The sequence below is a fragment of the Streptomyces sp. ISL-96 genome (genome assembly GCF_018614035.1).
Classification (GTDB): domain Bacteria; phylum Actinomycetota; class Actinomycetes; order Streptomycetales; family Streptomycetaceae; genus Streptomyces.
This window is the reverse complement of record NZ_JAGGPA010000018.1, coordinates 136968-160793: the sequence shown is the minus strand read 5'-3', so window position 1 is coordinate 160793 and position 23826 is coordinate 136968. Positions and strand designations below refer to the sequence as shown.

14 protein-coding genes and 2 pseudogenes are annotated in these 23826 nt (G+C 72.7%); 7 read left to right on the top strand and 9 right to left on the bottom strand.

The annotated features are described in order from the left end of the window. Positions 1–4: 4 nt before the first annotated feature. The 3 genes from J7E96_RS12375 to J7E96_RS12365 all read right to left on the bottom strand — a co-directional run bounded on the left by J7E96_RS12375 (position 5) and on the right by J7E96_RS12365 (position 7651). A complete protein-coding gene (locus J7E96_RS12375) occupies positions 5–3604 on the bottom strand; it encodes an ATP-dependent DNA helicase (protein WP_215130483.1) in 3600 nt (1199 codons plus the stop codon). Between the two features lie 51 nt (positions 3605–3655). Then, positions 3656–6916, bottom strand: a complete 3261-nt coding sequence (locus J7E96_RS12370; protein ID WP_308295917.1) for an ATP-dependent DNA helicase — start codon at positions 6914–6916, stop codon at positions 3656–3658. A gap of 348 nt (positions 6917–7264) precedes the next feature. After that, positions 7265–7651 carry an MGMT family protein gene (locus tag J7E96_RS12365; RefSeq protein WP_285439443.1) on the bottom strand — a complete coding sequence of 129 codons (387 nt, stop codon included), beginning with the start codon at positions 7649–7651 and terminating at the stop codon, positions 7265–7267. Between the two features lie 185 nt (positions 7652–7836). Between J7E96_RS12365 and J7E96_RS12360 the strand changes: the two genes are divergently transcribed. The 7 genes from J7E96_RS12360 (at position 7837) to J7E96_RS12330 (ending at position 17412) form a co-directional block, all read left to right on the top strand. Beyond that, on the top strand, positions 7837–10518 hold the full coding sequence (locus J7E96_RS12360) for a flippase-like domain-containing protein (protein ID WP_215130478.1): 2682 nt from the start codon (positions 7837–7839) through the stop codon (positions 10516–10518). 288 nt (positions 10519–10806) lie between these two features. Beyond that, positions 10807–11202 carry a molybdopterin-binding protein gene (locus tag J7E96_RS12355; RefSeq protein ID WP_215130476.1) on the top strand — a complete coding sequence of 132 codons (396 nt, stop codon included), beginning with the start codon at positions 10807–10809 and terminating at the stop codon, positions 11200–11202. A gap of 46 nt (positions 11203–11248) precedes the next feature. After that, entirely contained in the window at positions 11249–12022 is a 774-nt protein-coding gene (gene modA / locus J7E96_RS12350; protein ID WP_308295916.1) for a molybdate ABC transporter substrate-binding protein, read from the top strand. Next, complete coding sequence (locus tag J7E96_RS12345; protein WP_215130466.1) at positions 12019–13983, top strand: ABC transporter permease; 1965 nt, start codon at positions 12019–12021, stop codon at positions 13981–13983. Before modA ends, J7E96_RS12345 begins: the two co-directional genes overlap by 4 nt. Before the next feature lie 130 nt (positions 13984–14113). Beyond that, positions 14114–15676 (top strand): alpha/beta hydrolase, encoded by a 1563-nt coding sequence (locus J7E96_RS12340; protein WP_215130464.1) that lies wholly within the window; start codon positions 14114–14116, stop codon positions 15674–15676. A 171-nt stretch (positions 15677–15847) separates the two neighbouring features. Beyond that, positions 15848–16615 carry a ParA family protein gene (locus J7E96_RS12335; protein WP_215130462.1) on the top strand — a complete coding sequence of 256 codons (768 nt, stop codon included), beginning with the start codon at positions 15848–15850 and terminating at the stop codon, positions 16613–16615. Beyond that, positions 16615–17412, top strand: coding sequence for a ParB/RepB/Spo0J family partition protein (locus tag J7E96_RS12330; RefSeq protein ID WP_215130460.1), 798 nt, complete (start codon positions 16615–16617; stop codon positions 17410–17412). The genes J7E96_RS12335 and J7E96_RS12330 overlap by 1 nt, the downstream gene beginning before the upstream one ends. A gap of 80 nt (positions 17413–17492) precedes the next feature. Here the strand turns inward: J7E96_RS12330 and moeZ are convergent, their stop codons facing one another. The 6 genes and pseudogenes from moeZ to pelF all read right to left on the bottom strand — a co-directional run bounded on the left by moeZ (position 17493) and on the right by pelF (position 23796). Next, the gene (gene moeZ, locus J7E96_RS12325) at positions 17493–18671 is read right to left on the bottom strand and encodes an adenylyltransferase/sulfurtransferase MoeZ (RefSeq protein ID WP_215130459.1); all 1179 of its coding nucleotides are present in this window, start codon (positions 18669–18671) and stop codon (positions 17493–17495) included. A gap of 63 nt (positions 18672–18734) precedes the next feature. After that, entirely contained in the window at positions 18735–19520 is a 786-nt protein-coding gene (locus J7E96_RS12320) for a spherulation-specific family 4 protein (protein WP_215130457.1), read from the bottom strand. After that, positions 19508–19693 (bottom strand): annotated as a pseudogene (locus J7E96_RS38735) (reductase); the annotation flags it as partial. The pseudogene J7E96_RS38735 and the gene J7E96_RS12320, both read right to left, overlap by 13 nt. Positions 19694–19761: 68 nt before the next feature. Next, positions 19762–20518, bottom strand: a pseudogene (locus tag J7E96_RS12315) (NAD-dependent epimerase/dehydratase family protein); the annotation flags it as partial. A 148-nt stretch (positions 20519–20666) separates the two neighbouring features. After that, the gene (locus tag J7E96_RS12310) at positions 20667–21941 is read right to left on the bottom strand and encodes a hypothetical protein (protein ID WP_215130451.1); all 1275 of its coding nucleotides are present in this window, start codon (positions 21939–21941) and stop codon (positions 20667–20669) included. A 124-nt stretch (positions 21942–22065) separates the two neighbouring features. Then, positions 22066–23796: a GT4 family glycosyltransferase PelF gene (pelF, locus tag J7E96_RS12305; protein WP_215130449.1), complete on the bottom strand. Its 1731-nt coding sequence runs from the start codon at positions 23794–23796 to the stop codon at positions 22066–22068. Positions 23797–23826 lie beyond the last annotated feature (30 nt).

Below are 23826 nucleotides of genomic sequence, written 5' to 3'. Positions count from 1 at the left end.
GAGCCTATCCGGCCGCCGGACCGGGCTCGTCCAGCAGGATCCGTTCGAGCTCCCTGCGGCCGGGGAGGCGGGTGGGGCGCGCGATTTCGCCGGTGCGGACGTAGAGGAACGCGGCGCCGACGGAGTCGAGGGGCAGGTCGTGCTGCTCGGCCCAGGCGAGGCGGTAGACGGCGAGCTGGAGGGGGTCTGCGGTGCGGGCGCGGGCCGTCTTCCAGTCGACGATCTCGTACGCGCCGGTGTCGTTGTCGCGGTATACGGCGTCTATGCGGCCCCGGATCACGCGGCCCGCGAGGGTGAGGTGGAAGGGCGCCTCGACGCGGTACGGGGTGCGGCGGGCGTACGGGCTGCGCTCGAACGCCTCCTTGAGCTCCGCCAGGTCGCGCTCGTCCGCGATCTCGGCGTCGGTCTCGTCGCCGCCGGGCAGCTCGTCGGGCCCGAGCATGGGCAGCGGCAGCTCCTCGAAGCGCGACTCCACCCAGGCGTGGAAACGGGTGCCGCGGCGGGCGGCGGGCTGGGGCGGGCGAGGCATGGGGCGGGCGAGCTCGTGGGCGAAGCCGTCGGGGTCGGCGGCGAGCCGCAGGAGCTGGGTGGCGGTGAGGGAGGGCGGTACGAGAACGTCGCGGGTGGTGGCGCGGGCACGGCGTAGCTCCCCGGCGAGAGCGTCGAGGTCCCGGTCCCAGGAGGCCACGGCGCGGGCCTCTTCGGGGGTGAGGGGCGTTTCCCCCTGGCCGCCGGTCCCGTCCTGCGACTGGGCGGCGGGGCGCCCGGGCCCTCCGGCTCCGGTGCGGGTGGCCGCCGGGCCGGCCGGGTCAGTGGCGTGCGCCGGATGCGGACGTGCGGGTGCCGTCTCGTGGCCCGGGGCCCCGGGAGCTGACTGGGCATGCTGCGGTACGTCGCCGGGGCGCTCCACACGCGCGTGGGAGCGGGGTGCGGGTACGCCGCCGGGGCGCACAGTGGACCAGCTGTCCCAGCCCGCCGGGTCGACGTCGAGTTCCGTGTCGTGGTCCCTCTCGTACTCCGCCTCCGCCCCGAAGGGCTCCTCCACGGGCTCGTCGGAGTCGGCGGCGGGCTCCGCCTCCGGCTCCGGCTCGGCCGGGGCGTTCGCCATGGCCTCCAGGTGGGCCATGACCGTCTCGGCCGCCCGGCGGCGCCGGGCCATGGACATCGGATCCAGCGGCAGCGGCCAGGCCCGGTCCGTCGCCGACTCGCGCAGGGACGGGTTCTCCTCGCCCTCCGCCGGCTCGTCCGCCCACGCCTCGATCTCGCCGAATCCGGCCGCGCAGTGGTCGTACAGGGCGTGCAGGAAGGCGGACGGGCCGCGCGGCTTCTTCTGGGTCGGGCCCCACCAGTGGCCCGAGCCGAGCAGCAGCGAGCGCGGGCGCGTGAACGTGACGTACCCGAGGCGCAGTTCCTCCGTGTGCTGGTGGGCCTTCATCTCGTCCTTGAAGGCCTTCATTCCCTTGGCGTCCCAGCCGTCCACGTCCGGGAGCGTCTTCGCGTCGCCGCGCAGCGCGTGCGGCAGCACTTTGGCCTGGGAGGTCCACGAGTCGCGGGACTGCTCGCTCGGGAAGTGGCCCGTGACCAGGCCCGGCGCCGCCACGACGTCCCACTCCAGGCCCTTGGACTTGTGGGCGGTGAGGACCTTGACGGTGTTCTCGCCGCCGGGCAGGGCGTTGTCCAGGCCCTTCTCGTACTGGGCGGCCGTGCGCAGGAACGCGAGGAAGGCGAGCAGGTTCGCCTCGCCGTCGAGCGCCGCGAATCCCGCCGCCGTGTCGAGGAAGTTGCTCAGCGTCTCGCGCCGGCGAGCGGCCAGGGCGTGCGGGGACGCGGACAGTTCCACTTCGAGGCCCGTCGTCGCCAGCACCCTGTGCAGTACGTCCATGAGCGGGTCCGCGAGTGAGCGCCGCAGGTCGCGCAGCTCGGCCGCGAGGCGGGCGAAGCGGACCCGGGCGTCCGCCGAGAAGGGCAGGCCGTCGTCCGTACCGCCGCCGCCCGGCTCCAGGAACGTGTCGAGCGCGTCCGCCAGGGAGATGACCTCCGCCGGGTCCACGCCCTCGACGGCCTCGGCCAGCCTGCCGTCGGGGTCGGCGTCCGGGTCGGTTCCCGGCGCGCGGTGGACGAGCAGGCGGGCGCGGCGTCCGAGCAGCGCCAGGTCGCGCGGGCCGATGCGCCAGCGGGGGCCGGTGAGGATGCGTACGAGCGAGGCATTGGCACCGGGGTCCTGGAGGACTTCGCAGACCGCGACGAGGTCCGCGACCTCGGGGAGGTGGAGCAGCCCGGAGAGGCCGACCACCTCCACCGGTACGTCGCGGGCCACCAGCGCGCCCTGGATCTCGGCGAAGTCGCCCGCCGTACGGCACAGGACGGCGATCTCGCCGGGTTCCTTTCCCGTACGGACGAGGTGGGCTATCGAGTCGGCCAGCCACGCGATCTCCTCCGCGTGGGTGGGCAGGAGGGCGCAGCGGACGACGCCGTCGCGCTCGGCGCCCGGGGCGGGACGCAGTGCCTCCACGCCCTCGTGCATGGCGCGCAGCGGGACGGCGAGGCCGTTGGCGAGGTCGAGGAGGCGGCCGCCGCTGCGGCGGTTCTCGCTGAGCGAGAAGCGGGCCGCGGGGCTTCCGTCGGCGTACGGGAAGTGGGCCGGGAAGTCGTCGAGGTTGGCGACGGACGCGCCGCGCCAGCCGTAGATCGCCTGGCAGGGGTCGCCGACCGCCGTCACCGCGTGCCCGGTGCCGCCGCCGAACAGGCCGGAGAGGAGCAGGCGCTGCGCGACCGACGTGTCCTGGTACTCGTCGAGCAGGACCACCCGGAATTCGTCGCGCAGGATCCGGCCGGCCTCCTCGCTGGTGAGCGCGAGCTCGGCGGAGAGCGCGATCTGGTCGCCGAAGTCGAGGAGGTCGCGGCTGCGCTTGGCCTCGCGGTAGCGGGTGGTGAGTTCGAGCAGTTCGAGTCGGGCGGCGGCGGCTTCGGGGACCTTGCGCAGGTCGGCGTTGGAGAGCTTGACGGACGCGAGGGTGCTGAGGAGCTCGGTGTCGTACGTCGCGAGGCGGGCCGGCTTCACGAGGTGCTCGGCCAGCTCACCGTCCAGCGCCAGCAGGTCGCTGACCAGGGACGGGAAGGATTTGGTGAGTGCCGGATACGGGCCGGGCGCCTCCCGCAGCACACGCGCGGCGAGCTGGTAGCGGGTGGCGTCGGCGAGGAGGCGGGCGGTCGGTTCGAGGCCGATGCGCAGGCCGTGCTCGGCGAGGAGCTGTCCGGCGAAGGCGTGGTACGTCGAGATCCTGGGCTCGCCGGGAGGGTTGTCGGGGTCGATGACGTCGGGGTCGGTCACCCCGGCGCGGATCAGTGCCTTGCGGACGCGCTCGGCGAGCTCGCCGGCCGCCTTGTTGGTGAAGGTGAGGCCGAGTACCTGCTCGGGGGCGACCTGGCCCGTGCCGACCAGCCACACCACCCGCGCGGCCATGACCGTCGTCTTGCCCGAACCGGCTCCGGCCACGATGACCTGCGGGGCAGGCGGTGCGGTGATGCACGCCATCTGCTCCGGGGTGAACGGGATGCCGAGGAGCTCTTTGAGCTGCTCGGGGTCGGTGATTCGAGCTGACACCCCAGAGAGGCTATCCGGCCCCACTGACAACCACGGACCGTGAAGCTTCCGCTACTCGACGATGTGGCGGCCCTCCGGCTGCGCGCTGCACGCGGCGCGGAACGCGCAGTGCGTGCAGTGCTGGCCGGTCGCCGGGCTGAAGCGTTCGTCGAGTACGCGGCCCGCGGCGGTGGCGAGCAGGTCGCCGACCCACTCCCCGGCGAGCGGCTCCTGTGCCTGGATTTTGGGGAGTGCTTCCCCGCCGTCCTTCTTGGCGGCGGCCTGGCGCAGCTGGACGAGTTCGGCGCCGCCGGGCTCGGGGCGCGTTCCGCCGAACGCCTCGTCCACAGCGCCTTCCCGTACGGCGAGCTGGTAGACGGCGAGCTGCGGGTGGTGGGCGACCTCATCGCGCGTGGGGGTCGCTTTTCCGGTCTTGAAGTCGACGACGTACGCCCGTCCTTCGGCGTCCTTTTCGACGCGGTCCATGGAACCGCGGATGCGCACCTCGTACTCCCCGCCCGCCTCCAGGGTCACGTCGAAGTCGTGCTCGGTCGCGACCGGGGTGCGGCCGCCGCGGTCCATGACGTGCCACTGGAGGAAGCGTTCCAGGGCGACGCGCGCGTGCTCCTTCTCCTGTGTGGACTTCCAGGGCGCGTCGAAGGCGAGTGCGTTCCAGACGGAGTCGAGGCGTTCCATGAGTACGGCGAGGTCGGCGGGCGTACGGCCGGACGCGACCTCGTCGGCGAGGACGTGCACGACGTTGCCGAAGCCCTGGGCGGCGGTCGCGGGTGCGTCCGCCTTTACCTCGCGTCCCAGGAACCACTGGAGGGAGCACGTGTTCGCGAGCTGGTCCAGTGCGCTTCCCGAGAGCGCCACGGGCTCGTTGCGGTCGCGCAGGGGGATGCTGCTGTGCGTCGGGTCGTACAGGCCCCACCAGCGGTACGGGTGCGCCGAAGGGACCAGCGGCTGCCCGTCCTCGTCCGCGAGTGCGGCGAGGCGGGCCAGTCTGCGGGCGGCCTCGTCGCGCAGCGCGGGGGTCGCCGCCGGGTCGACGGTGGTGGCGCGCAGTTCGGCGACGAGGGCGGCTACGGCGAGCGGGCGGCGGGGGCGGCCTGTGACGTCCTTGGGTTCGACGCCGAGTTCGGTGAGGAAGCGGGAGGGCTGGTCGCCGTCGTCGGCGGGGGCCTTGACGGCGGTGACGACGAGGCGCTCGCGGGCGCGGGTCGCGGCGACGTAGAAGAGCCGTCGTTCCTCGGCGAGGAGGGCGCCGGGGGTCAGGGGCTCGGCGAGGCCGTCGCGACCGATCCTGTCGGCTTCGAGGAGCGAACCCCGGCGGCGCAGGTCCGGCCACAGACCCTCCTGTACGCCCGCCACGACGACCAGGCGCCACTCCAGCCCTTTTGACCGGTGCGCGGTCATCAGGCGTACGGCGTCGGGGCGTACGGCGCGCTTGCTGAGGGTGTCGGCGGCGATGTCCTGGGCGTCGAGCTCTTCGAGGAAGTTGAGGGCGCCGCGGCCGCCGGAGCGTTCCTCGGCGCGGGCGGCGGTGTCGAACAGTGCGCACACGGCGTCGAGGTCCCGGTCGGCGTTGCGGCCTGCCGCGCCGCCGCGCAGGGCGGCGCGTTCGAGGCGCCCCGGCCACGGGGTGCCGTTCCACAGCTCCCAGAGGGCCTCTTCGGCGGTGCCGCCGGCTTGGAGGACGGTGCGGGCCTTGAGCAGGAGCGCGCCGAGGCGCTGGGCGCCGCGGGCGTACGCCGGGTCGTGCGCAGCCAGCCGCTCCGGTTCGGCGAGGGCGCGGGCCAGCAGCTCGTCGGAGGGCGGCGGGAGCCGGTTCCCGGCGGCGCGCTCCTCGTCGCGCAGGGCGCGGCCCAGACGGCGGAGGTCGGCGGTGTCCATGCCGGCGAGCGGCGAGGCGAGCAGTTCGGCGGCGACCTCTGTACTGAGCCAGGTTTGCGTGGCGGCGGGCGGGTCGGCGGGCTCGTCCTGGGGGACGTCGTCGGCCGGTTGGCCAAGTGCTGCTTCTGCCACTGCTCGTAGGGCCGTCAGCAGGGGGGTTACCGCGGGCTCGTGGCGCAGGGCGAGGTCGTCGCCGTCGATGTCCAGGGGGACGCCCGCGGAGGTCAGGGCGCGGCGTACGGCGGGGATCGTGCGGCCGCCGGCTCGTACCAGTACCGCCATCTCGTTCCACGGCACGCCCTCCTCCAGGTGGGCGCGGCGCAGGATGTCCGCGATGTTGTCGAGCTCCGTGCCCGCCGTCGGGTACGTGAACACCTCCACGCGGCCCCCTTCGCGTACCGGAGCCAGGTCGCGGTGCGCCCGTACCTTTCCGGCCGGCAGGCGCGTCAGCGGCATCCGGAGGGTGAGCCGGCGGGTGGCCTCCAGGAGGCCCGCTCCCGAGCGGCGGGAGGTCGTCAGGACCTCCACCGGGGAAGGACTGCCGTCCGTTCCGCGGAACGTGTCCGGGAAGTCGAGGATGCCGCCGACGTCCGCACCGCGGAACGCGTAGATCGACTGGTCCGGGTCACCGAACGCCACCAGGGTGCGCCCCGAACCGGCCAGCGCGTGCAGGAGGCGGACCTGCGCCGGGTCGGTGTCCTGGTACTCGTCCACGAAGACCGCGTCGTACTGGGCGCTGAGCCGGCCCGTGAGCTCCGCCTGCTCGGCGAGCAGCACCGCGCGGTGGACCAGTTCGGCGTAGTCCAGGACGCCCTGCATGTCGAGTACGTCGAGATACTCGGCCAGGAAGGCCGCCGCGGCCTTCCAGTCGGGCCGCCCGGTACGGGCCGCGAAGGCCCCCAGGGCGTCGGGGCCGAGCCCCAGTTCCCGGCTGCGCGCCAGCACGGCCCGCACCTCGTCGGCGAAGCCGCGCGTCGTGAGACAGGCGCGCAGTTCGTCCGGCCACCGGACGGGAGCGGGACGGCCGTCGCGCTCCAGGTCCACGTGGCCCGCCAGCAGGTCGCGTACCGCCACATCCTGTTCGGGGCCGGACAGCAGTCGCAGCGGTTCGCTGAAGAGGTCGCTGTCCTGGTGGACGCGGACCAGGGCGTAACAGAAGGAGTGAAAGGTGGTGGCCTGCGGCCCGTACGCACCGCCGAGCCGCAGCGCCATACGGTCGCGCAGTTCCACCGCCGCCTTGCGGCTGAAAGTGAGCACCAGGATGCGCCGAGGGTCGGCTCCTGCGGCGACACGCGCGGCGACCGCCTCCACGAGTGTCGTCGTCTTGCCGGTGCCCGGTCCCGCCAGGACCAGCAGCGGACCGCCGGCATGCTCAACCACCGCGCGCTGTCGCGCGTCAAGAAGAGGAGGGTCCACCGGGCCCGGCGGGGTACGCACCAGTCGGTACGCGCCCGGGGTCCGCTGCCGCGCCTTACGGTGCGGCGGATTCCAGGCGGAGCCCGCGGAACGTGCCGAACCTGGGGCTTCTGCGGAAGGGGAGGAGCTCACGTGGATCGCCGGTCCTGGTGGGTGTACGGATTGACTCGCCGGCCACGCGCGGGGCGTGGGGGATGCGGGATGAGCGGTACGCGCGTGCCGCGTGCGGAGGAGGACGACGCTACGCCAGTGGGCGACCGGGACGCAGCGAGTCCGCTTCCTGCCCCGCCCGGAGCCGCGCCCGGTGCCTCACCCGGCGCCCCGTACGGTCCGGCCATTCCCCACTACGACCGCGCATGCAGGAAGCTGTCAGGTGTGAGTCGTGTGAACTTGTGCACTTCCGCCGGATCCGGCCGTACCGCCGTCCCACCTCGCCTGCTTCATGTCCAGGCGCGGCAGGTGGGTCCCGGACTGCCGGGAGGCTGTCCGCAGCGGGGTGCCCTCCGCGCGGTAGTGGTCCAGCGCCCGCAGTTCGTGGCCCGGCAGCAGTACGCCGTCGGAACGCACCACGCGCCACCAGGGCGCGCCGCCGCCGTAGAGCGCCATGACCCGCCCCACCTGGCGGGGGCCGCCCTCCTCAAGCCACTCGGCGACGTCCCCGTACGTCATCACACGGCCGGGTGGAATCATCTCGGCCACCTCCAGCACGCGCTCGGCGTACTCGGGCAGTGCGGAGACATCCGGCTCGTGGCTCATCCGGACCATCCTGCACCACGCCTCCGACAGTGCGTGCTGCTCCGTGGGGCGTATCCAAGACATCCAAAACACTTCATGCCCCCGCAATGCACCCTGATGCCCCCCTCTGTCATCCGGTCATGCCACCATCATCCGGGCGGTGACAGGTGATACGAGATCAAGAGGAAACAGCGAACGAGCAGGGCGTGCGGCCTCCGCCGGCGGCGGGCACCCCTGGCGCCGAGTCACGCCCTGACGCACCCGAGAGGCCCACGAAGAACATGACCAGCGGGCCCGAAGGAAGCGCCATCGACCGTGTCTCCGGCGACGAACCGCTGCTCTCCGCGCGCGTACACCGCCCCTCCGACCTGGTACGACTGCTCGTTGGCGTGCTGGGCATCGTCTGCGTACTGGGCATCGCGGCCTTCGCGCACGGCACCGCGTCGGGGCTCGAACAGGACATCAGCAAGGGCACCGGCCAGACCCCCGACGTCTTCATCAAACTGGCCGGCCTGATCTCCAGCATCGCCGTACTGATCCTCCCGGTCGCCTTCGCGATCGAGCGGCTGATCAAGCGCGACGGACTGCGGATCGCGGACGGTGTGCTCGCGGCCGTGCTCGCGCACGGTGTCGCACTCGCCACCGACCTGTGGGTCTCCGAGGCCGCCCCGGACGCGATCAGGGAAGCGCTCACACAGGCGACGGCGAACGGCGAACTGACCGATCCCGTGCACGGTTACCTGGCGCCCGTCATCGCGTACATGACGGCGGTCGGCATGGCCCGCAGGCCTCGCTGGCGCGTGGCGCTGTGGGCGGTGCTGCTGCTCAACTCCTTCGCCGTACTGGTCGGCCGCCAGACCACGCCGTTCTCGATCATCGTGACCGTGCTGATCGGCTGGACGGTCGCGTACGGGACGCTCTACGCCGTCGGTTCCCCGAACGTACGGCCCACCGGCCAGACCCTCCTCGCGGGGCTGCGGCACGTCGGGTTCCGTCCGGTGACGGCGATGCGCGCCGAGGACGTGCCCGACTCGGCCGAGCAGGGCGACCGCGGGCGCCGCTACCTCGTCACCCTGGAGGACGGGCCGCCCCTCGACGTCACCGTCGTCGACCGCGAACAGCAGGCGCAGGGGTTCTTCTACCGCGTGTGGCGTCAGGTGACCCTGCGCGGCATCACCCAGCGCCGCTCGATCCAGTCCCTGCGCCAGGCCCTGGAGCAGGAGGCGCTGCTCGCGTACGCCGCCATCGCCGCCGGGGCCAACGCGCCCAAGCTGATCGCCACGTCCGAGCTCGGCCCCGACGCCGTGATGCTTGTGTACGAGCACCTGGGCGGCCGTTCGCTGGACTCGCTGCCCGACGAGGAGATCACCGACGAGCTGATGCGCGGTGCCTGGCGCCAGGTGAAGGCCCTCCAGTCTCGCCGTATCGCGCACCGGCGGCTGGTCGGTGACGCGATCTTGGTGGATCGTTCCGGCAGGGTGATCCTGACCGATCTGCGCGGCGGCGAGATCGCGGCGGGCGACGTCGTCCTGCGCATGGACGTCGCGCAGCTCCTGACGACGCTCGCGCTGCGCGCCGGTGCCGAGCGGGCCGTGGCCGCCGCCGTGGAGGTGCTGGGCCCCGACGCGGTCGCAGACAGCCTGCCGCTGCTCCAGCCGATCGCGCTCAGCCGCTCCACCCGCTCCACGCTGCGCAAGCTGGCGCGCGAACGCTCGCAGCGTGAGCGCGAGGCGGTGCTCGACGCGTCACACGCCGCCAAGCCGGCCGGGGCGGCCGAGCCGGGCACCGCCGAGGCCGCGCCGGCCAATGGCCGCAAGGACGCACGGGCGGAGAAGAAGGCCGAAAAGGGGGCCATAGAGGAGGCGCTGGAGAAGGCACGCGAAGAAGACCTGCTGACGCAGATCCGCCACCAGGTGCTGCTGATCCGTCCGCAGGCACTGGTCGAGCCGGCCCGCCTGGAGCGCATCAGACCGCGCACGCTCGTCAGCGTCATCGCCGGTGCGTTCGCCGCGTACTTCCTGATCTCGACGCTGATGGCCAACGACATGAGCGAAGCGATCGCGAAGGCGGACTGGCGCTGGGCCGCGGTGGCCGTGCTGTTCTCCGCGCTGAGCTATCCGGCCGCGGCGATGAGTCTGCTGGGCTTCGTACCCGAGAAGGTGCCCTTCTGGCGCACCGTCAAGGCGCAGGTGGCCGGTTCCTTCGTGAAGCTGGTCGCCCCGGCGGCGATCGGCGGCGTGGCGCTCAACACCCGGTTCCTCCAGCGCGCCGGCGTACGCCCCGGGCTGGCGGTGGCGAGTGTCGGCGCCTCCCAGCTCTTCGGTCTCGCCGCGCACATCACGCTGCTGATGGTTTTCGGTTACGTGACGGGCACCGAACGGACCCCCACGCTCTCCCCGTCCCGGACGGTCATCGCCGGACTGCTGACGGCGGCGGTGCTGGCGCTGGTGGTGACGGCCGTGCCGATCCTGCGCAGGTTCGTGGTGACGCGGGTGCGGTCTTTGTTCGCGGGTGTGGTGCCCCGCATGCTCGACGTACTGCAGCGGCCGCAGAAGCTGATCACCGGTATCGGCGGGATGCTGCTGCTGACCGCTTCGTTCGTGATGTGCCTGGACGCGTCGATCCGCGCCTTCGACAGCGACACCCATCTGAGCTACGCCACCATCGCGGTGGTCTTCCTGACCGCCAACGCGCTGGGTTCCGCGGTACCGACGCCCGGCGGTGTCGGCGCGGTCGAGGGCGCGCTCATCGCGGCGCTGTCGGTCGCGGGGCTGCCCGCGGGGATCGCGGCGCCGGCGGTGCTGCTGTACCGACTGCTGACGTTCTGGCTGCCGGTGCTGCCGGGCTGGCTGTCCTTCAACCAGCTGACACGCAAGGAGCAGCTCTAGGCCCGGACTTCGCGGGTCGCTGAAAAGGTTCGCCGCAGCGGCTCTTCGGCGTCCGAACCCGACCGGATCGGACCGGCATTGCGATCGCCGTTGCGGACCGGACTGAGCGGCGATCGGTCGTGACCAGTTGATCTTCACGATCGGGTGACCTGCGAAGTACGGGTCTAGGAGCGCGGCTTCACAGGCTGTGGCCGCTCTCGTCTCTTCGTACGAGCCGCACCGCAGCTGCCAGGAGCATCGGCCGATCTTCCTTGCAGGTGCGCCCAAAACGGTCGTACATTGCCGCACATGCGGTCCTACACCACTCAGCAGGCGGCGCGGCTTCTCGGCGTCAGCTCCGACACCGTCCGCCGCTGGGCAGACGCCGAGCGGATCACCACGCGCAGGGACGACAGCGGCCGGCGGCTGATCGACGGCCCCGTTCTCGCGGCGTACGCGGTCGAGCTGGCCCAGCAGGCCAATGAGCACGGCGACATCCCGTACACGAGCGCGCGCAACGCCTTCGCCGGGATCATCACGGCGGTGAAGCTCGGCGATGTCGCCGCCCAGGTCGAAATACAGGCGGGTCCCCACCGGCTGGTCTCCCTGCTGACCCGGGAGGCCGTCGAAGAGCTCGGCCTGGAGGTCGGGATGGAGGCGGTCGCCCGCGTGAAGTCGACCAATGTCCATATCGACCGTGTGTGAACCGGCTCTGTCCCAGCCGGCCGTTTCCGACACCCCGGGGGTTTCCGTGCGACGCCGTACCGTCCTTCCCGTCATCACCGCCTCGCTGCTGCTCGTCCCGCTGCTCGCCGCGTGCGGCGGTGAAGGCGGCGAGAAGGCCGGCGCCAAGGCGGGCTCCTCCGAGATCACCGTCCTCGCCGCGGCCTCGCTCACCGATGTGTTCACGGCGGCCGGGGCGGCGTACGAGAAGGAGCACGCCGGCACGAAGGTCACCTTCTCCTTCAACGGCTCTCAGGAACTCGCCTCGCAGGTACGCCAGGGCGTGCCCGCCGACGCTCTGGTCACCGCCGACACGAAGACCATGGAGGGGCTGAAGGAGAACACCGGCGAACCGGTCGTCATCGCCAAGAACCGCCTCACCATCGCCACCGCCCGGGGCAACCCGGAGAAGATCGGCGGCCTGAAGGACCTCTCCAGGAGCGGCCTGAAGGTGGTTCTCGCGGCGCCCGAGGTGCCGGTCGGCCGCTACAGCCAGAAAATTCTGGACGGGGCGGATGTGAAGGTGAAACCCGTCTCCCAGGAGCCGAATGTGCGCGCCGTACTGAGCAAGGTGGAGCTGGGCGAGGCCGATGCCGGTCTGGTGTACGTGACCGACGCCGCGGCGGCCGGGGGCAAGGTCACCACGGTCGCCGTACCCGACGCGCAGAACGCCGTCGCGTCCTATCCGGCCGCCGTGCTCGACGACTCCGGGCACGGCGAGGAGGCCTCGGACTTCGTGAAGTGGCTCGCCTCCCCGAAGGCGCAGAAGCTGCTGCGTGACGCGGGGTTCCAGGCGCCGTGAGCGCTGTGAAGGGGCGCGCGCCGCTCGCCCTCACCCTGCCGGCCGGGCTGGCCGTCGTCTTCCTGCTGCTGCCGCTGGCGGGGGTGCTCGCCGGTGCTCCGTGGTCGACGCTCCCCGGGCGGCTGACCGCGCCCGCGGTGACCGAGGCGCTGGGTCTGTCCTTGGTGGTCTCGGGCTGGGCGCTGCTCCTGTCGCTCGTCCTGGGCGTACCGCTGGCGTGGCTGCTCGCACGGGTGTCGTTCCGCGGCAAGGCACTGGTGCGGGTCCTGGTGATGCTGCCGATGGTGCTGCCGCCGACGGTCGCGGGTGTGGCGCTCCTTCAGGGGTACGGGCGGCGCGGGCTGATCGGTGAACAGCTGTCGGACTGGTTCGGGGTGACGCTGCCGTTCTCGACGGCGGGGGCGGTCGTCGCGTCCGCGTTCGTCTCGATGCCGTTCCTGGTGATCAGCCTGGAGGGGGCGCTGGCCGGACTGCATCCCCGTTACGAGGAGACGGCCGTTTCGCTCGGCGCGTCACCGCTGCGGACGTTCTTCACGGTGACCGTTCCGATGGTCACGCCGGGGCTGCTCGCGGGTGCGGCGCTGTGCTGGGCGAGAGCGCTGGGCGAGTTCGGCGCGACGATCACTTTCGCCGGCAATCTGCCGGGCACCACGCAGACCCTGCCGCTCCAGGTCTATCTGCTGCTGCAGAACGACCCGGACGGCGCGGTGGCGGTGTCGCTGCTGCTGCTCGCGGTGGCGACCGCTGTACTGATCGCGCTGCGGGGCCACTGGCTCGCCCCGCAGCGTGGAACCCGTGACGCACCGACACCGCCCCCTGAGGAGCCCCTGGGCGCGGCTCCGGCCCCCGGCTCACTGTCGCCCGGATCGCCTTCGCCGGGCTCACCGCCCGCCGGCTCGGAGGTCGTGGCCGACGGTGGGGAGGCGCCCCGGTGGCCGCTCTCCGCCGAAATCGACGGGCACGCGCGCGTGGGCCTCGAAGTCGAGGGCGGTAGTACGGTCGCCGTCGTAGGACCCAACGGTGCGGGCAAGACCACCCTCCTGCGCGCGCTCCTCGGACTCACCGACCGGGCCACCGCGCGCTCCCTTCGGCTCGGCGAAAGGGACGTGTCCTCGCTCCCGCCGCACCGGCGTGGCATCGCCTGGGTGCCGCAGGACGGCGCGCTGTTCCCGCACATGACCGCCCTCGCCAACACGGCGTACGGGAGAACCTCCCAGGGCGCTTCCAAGGCACACGCCCGCGCGGAGGCTCAGGAGTGGCTCGACCGCCTCGGTGTCGGGCACCTCGCGCACCGCAGGCCCAGCCAGCTCTCCGGGGGCCAGGCACAGCGCGTCGCCCTCGCCCGCGCCCTCGCCGCACGCCCCCGGCTGCTCCTCCTCGACGAACCGCTCGCCGCACTCGACCAGACGACAAGGGCCCGCGTCCGGCACACCCTGCGCGACCACCTGGCGGGCTTCCCGGGCGTCTGCCTGATCGTCACGCACGACCCGGTCGAGGCCGTTTCGCTGGCGGACCACGTGCTCGTACTGGAAGAGGGCGAGTCGGTGCAGTACGCGCCTCCGGCGGAAGTCGCCCGGCACCCGCGTTCACCCTGGGTGGCCCGGATGCTCGGCCGCAACGCCTGGCCCGGCACGGCCACGGCGGACGGCCTGGAACTGCCCGGCGGCGCACGCCTGGTCGCCGCCGAACCGCTCCCGCACGGCGCGCCGGGCCTCGCCGTCGTGGGCCCGGAGGCGGTTTCCGTACACCGGAACAGGCCCTCGGGAAGCCCGCGCAACAACTGGCCGGGAACGGTCCGCGAACTGACCGCACACGGGAGCCGCCTGCGCGTCCTGATCGACGCCGCCCCGGAAGTCGTCGCGGAGGTCACTCCGGCGGCCGCCGCGGAGCTGGGGCTCGCGGAGGGCGTGCGGGTATGGGTGAGCGTGAAGGCGACGGAGGTCACCCTGGTGGCGCTTTGAGACGTTCCCCGGAACGCCCGTAAGAGGCACGCGGGTGCGCCTCAGGTACGTACCCGGGAACGCCCCGTACGCCGTCCCGAATGGCGCTTCCCGAAGCGCACGCTCCCGCGCCCCGTCGCACGATGGGTGCATGCCGACTTCCGCCGCCCTGCGTGCCACGGCCGTCCTCGCCGCCACCGCCGTTCTCGTGTCCCTCGCCGGCTGCTCCGACAACGGCGGCAAAGGCAAGGGCGGGAACGGCGAGAAGGACCTGGCCGCCCAGAAGCTCGACTGGGAGGACTGCCCCGCCCCGTCCGCGGCGGAGGGCGGCGGCGCCTCCCCCTCCCCCCTCTCCGGCGGCACCACCTGGCAGTGCGCCTTCATGGACGTCCCACGCGACTACGCGAAGCCCGACGGCGACACGATCGAGCTCGCGCTCATCCGCGCGAAGGCCCGCGACACGAAGAACCGCATCGGCTCCCTCCTCTTCAATTTCGGCGGACCGGGCGGCTCGGGCGTGACCGGCCTGCCCTCCCTGGCCGCGAACTACGAGCGGCTGCGCTCCCACTACGACCTGGTCAGCTTCGACCCGCGCGGCGTCGGCCGAAGCGTGGGCATCCAGTGCAAGGACGACAAGGAGCTCGACGAGTACTACGCCCAGGACAGCACCCCGGACGACGCCGCCGAGGAGAAGACCTTCACCGACAGCCTCGCGTCGTTCGCGTCCGCCTGCGAGGACAACTCGGGCGAGGACCTCCCGTACGTCGGCACCACCAACGCCGCCCGCGACATGGACCTCATGAGGCGGGTCCTCGGCGACGAAAGGCTGCACTACTTCGGCATCTCGTACGGCACCGAACTCGGCGGCGTCTACGCCCACTTGTTCCCGAAGAGAGTCGGCAGGGCGGTCTTCGACGCGGTCGTCGACCCCACCAAGTCCGCCGAGCAGGGCTCACTCAGCCAGGCGAGGGGCTTCCAGCTCGCCCTCGAAAACTTCGCCAAGGACTGCCTCGACCGCGGCGACGCGTGCACGCTGCCCGGCAACACTGTGAAGGAGATCGAGGACTTCATCGTCGGTCTCCTCAAGCGGCTGGACAAGAAGCCCGTCAAGGGAATCGGCAACCGCGAGCTGACACAGAGCCACGCCGCCAACGGCATCCTCCAGACGCTCTACTCCCAGGAGTACTGGAAGTACCTGGAGCAGGGCCTCGACGACACGGACGGCGGCAACGGGGAGCTGCTGCTCAGCCTCTCCGACGCCCTGAACGGCCGGCAACCCGACGGCTCGTACAGCAACATCGGCGCCGCCAACACCGCCATCAACTGCGTGGACTCCAAGGCGCGTTTCGACATGGCGCAGACCAAGGCGAAGCTCCGCGAATTCCGCGAGGTCTCACCCGTCTTCGGCGACTTCCTCGGCTGGGGCCTGATGGGCTGCTCCGAGTGGCCGGTGGAGGGCGAGCGGGACACCCCCGATGTGAGCGCGCCCGGCTCGGCCCCCATCCTCGTCATCGGCAACACCGGCGACCCGGCGACGCCCTACGCGGGCGCGAAGAAAATGGCGGACGAGCTCGGCAAAGGCGTCGGCATCGTGCTGACGTACAAGGGCGAGGGCCACGGCGCGTACAACAGCGGCGACAAGTGCGTGCAGGCAGCGGTGGACGCGTACCTGCTGAGGGGCAAGGTGCCGGCCGACGGAACCGTCTGCCCGTAAGCCTGCCAGCGGGCTCGTCGGCCACGCGTGAGCGGCGAGGAGATCAGGAGGACCCCCTCCGGCGTGTACGCGGCGCCTGCCCGCGCACCACTGTCACAGTGACCGTAAATCCCGAATGTCGGATTTGCACGAATCGGTGCATCAGTGAACCAGGAATCAGGGAGAGTGGTCGTGGCGCACGTGCATGTGATCCTCAATCAGAAGGGCGGCGTGGGTAAGTCCACGCTCGCCGTCAATCTCGCCGCCGTCACAGCCGACGTACTCGGCGCCGGGCCCGAGGGTGAGCGGCCGCCCGTCGTCGCGGTCTCGATCGACCCGCAGGGCTCCGCGGTGTGGTGGTCGGAACGGGTCGGCGACGGCCTGCCGTTCGACTTCGTGCAGGCCCACGACGACCTGCCCGGCCTGGCCGCACTCTCCCGCATCCCCTCAGCCCAGCACGTCTTCGTCGATACGCCCGGCTGGCTCGACCTCGCCGAGACCGACGGCGAGGACCCGCTCGGCAAGGGCCCCGCCGCCGACGCGCTGCGCGCCGTACTCGACAGCGCCCACGACGTGATCGTGCCGATCGAGCCCGAACCCCTCGGCTTCCAGCCCACCCAGCGCACCATCGAGCGCGTCGTGAAGCCGCGCGGACTGCCGTTCCGCGTGGTCATCAACAACTGGGACCCGCGCGACGGAAAGGCGGACCTCGACCAGACCCGGGCGTTCGTCGAGGCCCAGGGCTGGCCGCTCGCGCGGACCGTCGTACGCCACTACAAGCTGCACACCCGCGCCTCGGCCGACGGCCTCGTCGTCACGCAGTACGGCGCCAACCGCGTCGCACTCCAGGCCCGCGAGGACTTCTTCCGGCTCGCCCTGGAGGTGGGCCTCGCGGTGATCCCGGCCCCGGCCAGGCCGCCCAGGCGCACCCGCGTCGCCAAGAAGGCGGTGGCGCGCTGATGGGCCGCCGCACCGATCTCGCGACCCTGCTCACCCCCGGCGGCGACCCCGCGCCGCCGGCCGGGCGGGACACGTACCCGCTGACCGTCCCCGTCACGGACCTCGCCGAGAACCCCGACAACCCGCGCCACGAACTGCGCGACCTGGACGGCCTGGCCGAGACGCTGCGCGAACGCGGAGTGCTCCAGGCCCTCGGAGTCGTATCGCGCGGCGCCTTCCTCGCCGCGCATCCGGAGCACGAGGCGGCGGTCGGTGAGGCCCCGTACGTCGTCCTGCACGGCCACCGCCGACTGGCGGCGGCCAAGCTCGCCGGGCTGCGTGAGGTGCCGGTCCTGGTACGGGAGGACGCGACCCGCACCGACGAGGACGCGCTCATCGAGAACGTCCAGCGCGACGATCTCACCGAGCTGGAGCAGGCCCAGGCCATCCAGGGGCTGATCACCTCGTACGGCTACTCGCAGCGGCAGGTGGCCGCCCGTATCGGCAAGACCCAGGGGTTCGTCTCGCAGCGGCTGTCGCTGATGAAGCTCCGCGAGGACCTTCAGGAGGCACTGGCCGACGGCCGGGTCTCGGTCGAGGACGCCCGGCGGATCGCGCGGCTGCCGCGCGACGAGCAGCGGCTGCCCGGCACTGTGCAGGATGCGCCGGCGCCCGTCCCCAAGGCACGGCGGCGCGATTACGGCGTAATCACCCTCGACAGCCGGAGTACGCCGGAGGAGCTCGTCGAGGCACTGCGCCGCAACCTCGCCCCCGCCGCGCTCGAAAGGGTGGCCGAGCTGCTGGCCGGGGGGCGCTGAAGGGACGGCGAAAAAGGGGCCGCCCCGCACACATGATGTGCGGGGCGGCCCCTTCGTACGTAAGACAGTGACAACAAGGCCTAGTAGATCGGCTTCTCCGGCTCGATCTGGTTGACCCAGCCGATGACTCCGCCACCGACGTGCACCGCGTCCGAGAAGCCCGCGGACTTCAGCACCGCGAGGACCTCCGCACTGCGGACGCCCGTCTTGCAGTGCAGGACGATGCGCTTGTCCTGCGGCATGTCCTGGAGAGCGGCGCCCATCAGGAACTCGTTCTTCGGGATCAGGCGCGCACCCGGGATCGAGACGATCTCGTACTCGTTCGGCTCGCGGACGTCGATGATGTCGATCTTCTCGTCGCCGTCGATCCACTCCTTGAGCTGCTTGGGAGTGATCGTGGAGCCGAGCGCCGCCTCCTGCGCCTCCTCGGACACGACGCCGCAGAAGGCCTCGTAGTCGATGAGCTCGGTGACGGTCGGGTTCTCGCCGCACACCGCGCAGTCGGGGTCCTTGCGGACCTTGACCTGGCGGTACTGCATCTCCAGGGCGTCGTAGATCATCAGCCGCCCGACCAGCGGGTCGCCCACGCCGGCCAGCAGCTTGATCGCCTCGGTGACCTGGATGGAGCCGATGGACGCGCAGAGCACACCCAGCACGCCGCCCTCGGCGCAGGACGGGACCATGCCCGGCGGCGGGGGCTCCGGGTAGAGGCAGCGGTAGCAGGGGCCGTGCTCGGACCAGAAGACGGACGCCTGGCCGTCGAAGCGGTAGATCGAGCCCCAGACGTACGGCTTGTTGAGGAGCACGCACGCGTCGTTGACCAGGTAGCGGGTCGCGAAGTTGTCGGTGCCGTCAACGATCAGGTCGTACTGGGAGAAGATCTCCATCACGTTCTCGGCTTCGAGCCGCTCTTCGTGAAGGACGACATTCACGTACGGGTTGATGCCGAGGACCGAGTCCTTCGCGGACGCGGCCTTCGAGCGGCCGATGTCGGCCTGGCTGTGGATGATCTGGCGCTGCAGGTTCGACTCGTCGACCTCGTCGAACTCCACGATGCCGAGCGTGCCGACACCGGCAGCGGCGAGGTACATGAGCGCGGGCGAACCGAGGCCGCCGGCGCCCACGGCGAGCACCTTGGCGTTCTTCAGCCGCTTCTGCCCGTCCATCCCGACATCCGGGATGATCAGGTGGCGGGAGTACCTGCGAACCTCGTCAACAGTGAGCTCGGCAGCGGGCTCGACCAGGGGTGGCAGCGACACGGGGACTCCGTAGGTCGGTCAATCAGTACGGTTGTTCTCCGCGTAACACTGCCACGCCCCTTCTCATTCCGAGACACCCGGTCCGATCCGCGAGACGATTTCGTCCCAGTAGCCGGGCAGCGTCTCGAATGGGTCGATTTGTCCGCCACCGCCATCGCCGCTGTCGCTGTGGTCGCCGCCGGCCGTCCGGTCCGTCATGAAGACCGTCCCCGCGCCCTGCCAGCGGGCGATACGCAGGGCCTCCTCCAGATGCGTACGCGGCAGCCCGTGCACCAGGTGGCAGAAGCGCTCCGGCGGATAGTCCGCCGTCCACTCCGCCACCTGTGACCAGCGGTAGTCCGTCCACGGTCCCGAGAACGTCACCAGCTGGTCGGCCGTCTCCGCATAGCCCGGATACGGGTGTGTGCCGTGCCCGAGCACCAGGTGACCGCCGCCCTCCGCCAGCTCGCGGACCGAGGCGGTCACGCGCCGCACCGCCGGGAGGTCCGTCCGCTCGGTGGGACAGCGGTCCAGATAGAAGCCGTCGACCCGGTACCAGTCGCGGAACCGGTGCGCGTCGGAGACCAGCTCGCCGAAGGAGCGCGTCCCGTACGCCAGGTCGAGCCGCCCCAGCACGCGGACACCGGCGTTGCGCAGGCGGCCCGCGGCCTCCAGGCAGTGCGGGTCGGGCCGGGCGCCCGGCCCGTCGGCCACATTGAGCGCCACCCAGTGCAACGGCGTCCCCGGCCGGGTGAGTTCGCCCCACTCCACCGGGGCGACGAGCGGGTGGGCGTACCCGGGAACGCCGAGACCCATCCGGTCGACGGCGGTCGCTGCCTGCGCCCGCCGTGGCGTGGTCAGATGCGGCATGCCGCCTCCATCCAGATGTCCGCGAGCGACTCCTCCAGGTTGATCCTGGGCCGCCAGCCGAGCCGGTCGCGCGCGGTGCGCACGTCGGCCTGCTGCCAGCTGCCGCAGCCGTCCGGGTAGGGGTACGGGCCGCCCAGGTGCTCCGGGGACATCTCCCCGCGCGGGGCGCCCACCGAGGCGAGCACGCTGCCCACTCCGCCGTTGCGCGCCGCCGCTGCCGCGCTGCCCGGGACGTAACCGGACGGCGCGTCGAGCTCGTGCAGGGCGCCGCCGTAGCCCGCGACCCTGGCCAGAACCGCGGCGGCGTCCCGCAGCCGGACCGCGCGGCCGGTGCCGATGTTGATGGCGCCCTGCGCGGCGGAGAGCGAGGCGGCGTGCACGGCGCGTGCCACGTCGCGTACGTCGACGAAGTCGCGCTGTACGCCGAGGCCGCTGAGCTTCAGCTCGCCGTCCCCGGACTGCATCGCGCGCCGCATGGCCTCGGCGAGCCGCCCGAGCGGCGAGCCGGCGGGCGTACCGGGACCGACCGGCGAGAAGACCCGGAGCACGACGGCGTCGAGCCCGGAGCCGAGCACCAGTTCCGTGGCGGCGAGCTTGCTCACGCCGTACGGGCCGCCGGGGCGGGGTACGGCGTCCTCGGCGGTGGACGATCCCGGCTGCGAGGGCCCGTACTCGGCGGCACATCCCAGCTGTACGAGCCGCGCTCCGCAGCCGCTGCGGCGCAGGGCCTCGCAGACGGTCGCGACGGCGACGGTGTTGTGCCGGGTCAGGTCGCGGGCGCCGCCTCGGGTGGCACCGGCGCAGTTGATGACGACGCCGGGGTGGACGGCGTTGAGGAAGCGGGTCAGCGCGCCGGGACTGCCGGTGGCGAGGTCGAACCGTACGTCGGCGTCGTCGCCGCGCCCGAGAGCGGTGAGCTGCACGGCCGGGTCGGCGAGCAGCCGGTCGGCGACGAAGCGGCCGAGATATCCGTTGGCACCCAGCAGCAGCACCCTCATCGCGCGTCCCCTCGGTGCCGACCGGCTGAAGTTGGGGGTTGGGGGGTCATGTTCACGTTCTCCTTCTGGACGGGACGGTGATGCGCTGAGCGCTGCGGTGGACGCCCGCGGCGTCGGCTCCGCGGGAGGCTGAGGCGGATCGGTGCGGTCAGTGCGGCTCGGGGGGCGCCTGCGCCTTGTGGGACGCCTGCGCCCTGCCGGGGCCGACGGCCCCGGTCCGGCCGGCGTGGGCCGAGGCGCGGGAGAGCGTCGCGGTGGCGTGGACGAGCAGGGCGAGCGCGGCCACGGTGCAGGCGACGGCGGGGACGGCGCCCGCGCCGCCGGCACCGATGAGGTACTCGACGGGCGAGGCGACCGGACCGCAGCCGGGCAGGCGGGACGCGAGTACGGCGCAGAGCGCGGCGGCCTGCAGGGCGGCCGCGGTGGCGAGCCCGGCGGACGCGGGCCGGTGGAAACCGTGGACGGTGAGCAGCCGGGCGAGGAAGAGGAGCGCGCCGAGGGCGACGCCGGCCGCCAGGTCGGCAGCCCGGCCGCTGCCGCCGGTCACGCTTCCCGCCGCGATCCGGAGGCAGAGGAGTACGCCCACGAACAGCCCGGTGACGCCGAGCAGGAGTGGGCGGGCCGCCGCCCCGAACTCCTCTGTGCCACGGCTGGCGGCGAGTTTGCGCCGCGCGTGTACGCCGAGGAGGTACGCGCACCAGGAGGCGGGTGCCAGGGCCGCGGCGAGGGCCACGAGCGTCGTGGTCTCCATCGCCCAGGCCCCGTCCGGGCCCCCGGTGACGACCTGCCGGAGCAGCCCGTCCCCGAAGGCGGCGTACCCGAGCAGCCAGCACACCCACAGGCGCGCGGCGGGCGCGGTACGCCCCTCGGCGCGCAGGGGCCCGTGGCGCAGGCACAGGGCGAGCGCGAGCGCGACGACCAGCGCCCCGGTCACGCCGACCGCCAACCGCGCGCGCCCGGTGGTGAGTTCGAGCCCCGCGGCCGTAACGACGCACGCGACGCCGGGCAGCAGCGCGTACGCGACCCAGCGGGCGCGCGGGGAGTCCTCGCGCGCCGGGGCCCGCCCGGTGGCGCTGTCGCCGACGCGCGGCACGCGTGCGTACAGCTCCTCGGCGAGGGCGAAGACGTCCCGGTGGCGGAACCGCGCGGCAGTCCTGTCGGTCACCCCGTGCGCTTCGAGCCCGGCGGCGATCTCCAGCGGATCGACGGCCCGCTCGCACAGCTCCCGGTGCCGGTGCATGAGTGCCCGCACGGGGTCGGCGGGCCCCCGGCGCGGCGGCGCGACAGCCTCGGCTCGTCCGGGCGCGGCGGTCGCGAGCTCGGCCGGCTGCGGCTCGTCGTCCCACCCGCCGGGGCTCGCGGGAGTACGGGGCGCGTCCCAAGCGCCCCCACCGGGAACGGCCGGCGTACGGAATGCGCTCATCAACCTGTCTCCTGCACTGACGGTCGTACCTGCGGTCCAGATCCCGGCCACCGCCGGCGCCGCCGTCTCACCCACTGCGGCCCTGGTCACGGGCGGTCTTGTCGCGTCCTGTCGGGTGCGTCGCTCAGGCATGGCGCTCCCCCGGCCCGGACCCGGCGCCCGCGCCCACCCTTTGCGACGGATCCGCCGCATCCGCACCGACACCCGCACCCGCACCCGCCCAGCTCGGCCCCGGCGCCCCGCCGCCCAGACCGCCACCCGCCCACCGCCCCGGCACATGCGTCTCCGCCGGGTTGGCGAAAAGCAGGGGTTCGCCGTCCAGGCCCACGGCCTCGCGGCGCACCGGGCAGTGGGAGATGAGCTCCAGGTAAATGCCGCGAAATGCCGCGAGGTTCTGCTCGACAGTGAAGAGTTCCAGCGCGCGAGCGCGCGCCGCCGCGCCCAGCCGCTCCCGCCGCCGCGGATCGCGCATCAGCGCCACGCAGGCGTCGGCGAGTGCGCGGGGATTGCGCGGTGGGACCACCAGGCCCGTACCGCCGATGACTTCGACGACCGCGCCGACGTCCGTCGAGACCGTGGCGCGCCCGCAGAACATCGCCTCGACCAGGCTGACCGGGAAGCCCTCGACAACGCTGGAGAGGACGACCACACTCCCCGCGGCGTACGCCTCCGTCAGGTCCGGCACCTCGGGACCGCCGATCTCCTCGAAGGAGACGGGGTTTTCGCCGACGGCGTGCGCGCCGGCGGCCTCGTCCGGGAAGAGGTGGGCGGCGAGCGCCTTGCAGTGCGCCAGGTAGGCGGCCGCCTCGGCGCCCTGCCCGTGCTGCTGGTCGTGGACGATCCGCAGCCGGGCCTGCGGCTCGTCCCTCCGGACCTCCGCGAAGGCGTGCAGCAGCGAGATCAGGTCCTTGGCGGGTTCCACGCGGCCGACCCAGACCAGCGTGCGGGGGTCGCCGCCGTCGTTCCCCTCCCCCAGGGCCGCGAAACGCTCGGCCTCCATGCCGGGGTAGACCGTACGCAGCTTCGCGCGATCGGCGCCGCACCGCTCCTGCCACCGCCGGGCGTGCGTATTGCCCGGCGTGATGATCGTGGCCCGGTCGTACACCTCGGCGGCGAGCTTGCCGTGGAAGGCGGCCAGCAGCGCCCGCACCGGCGAGCTCCGGGCCGTGTCGCCCGCGGCAAGGTACTGCGCCCGCAGCTGTACGCCGTACTCGGTGACCAGCAGCGGTACGCCGAAGAAGCGTTTGGCCAGCAGCCCGGGCAGGGCGGCGGAACCGCCGGAGGCCGCGTGGCACAGGTCGACGGCGCCAAGGCCCTCGGCGCGGTCGTACCAGTCCAGCGAGAGGGGCCGCAGGGCGCGCTCCAGCAGGTCGACGAATTCGAGGTAGTCGGGAACCTTCGCCGCGTGTACGGCGCGGCCGGCGCCGGGAGCACGGCAGGCGGACTCCAGCACGCGCACGGCGATTTCGGAGCGCAGGGCGGCATGCAGCCCGCCGCACTCCCCCGCCAGCTCCGCGAGCCCGTAGAGGCCGGCGGCGAAGCGGTCGCCCGCGCCTTCCTCGTCCGGTGCGCAGATCGCGCCGGCCAGTTCCGCGAAGTGCCCGGCGAAGCGGCGCCGTTCGCGCCGGCCGTACGTACCGCCGTCGTCCTGCGGAGCCCACAGCGGCGCGGTACGCACCCGCCGCACCTGGGGCGGCAGCTGGAGCCGGCCCCGCGCCTCCTGGCGAGCGCTGCGGCTCAGGGCGTAAATGTCGAATTCGTGCTGCGCGAGCCCGCGCACGAGCCGGTCGCACCACACCCTGGACTCACCAGTCGCATACGGGTGGCCACCCTCCGTAAGCAGTCCGATCCGCACGAGTGCACCCCCGATCTCCCTTGTGGGCTG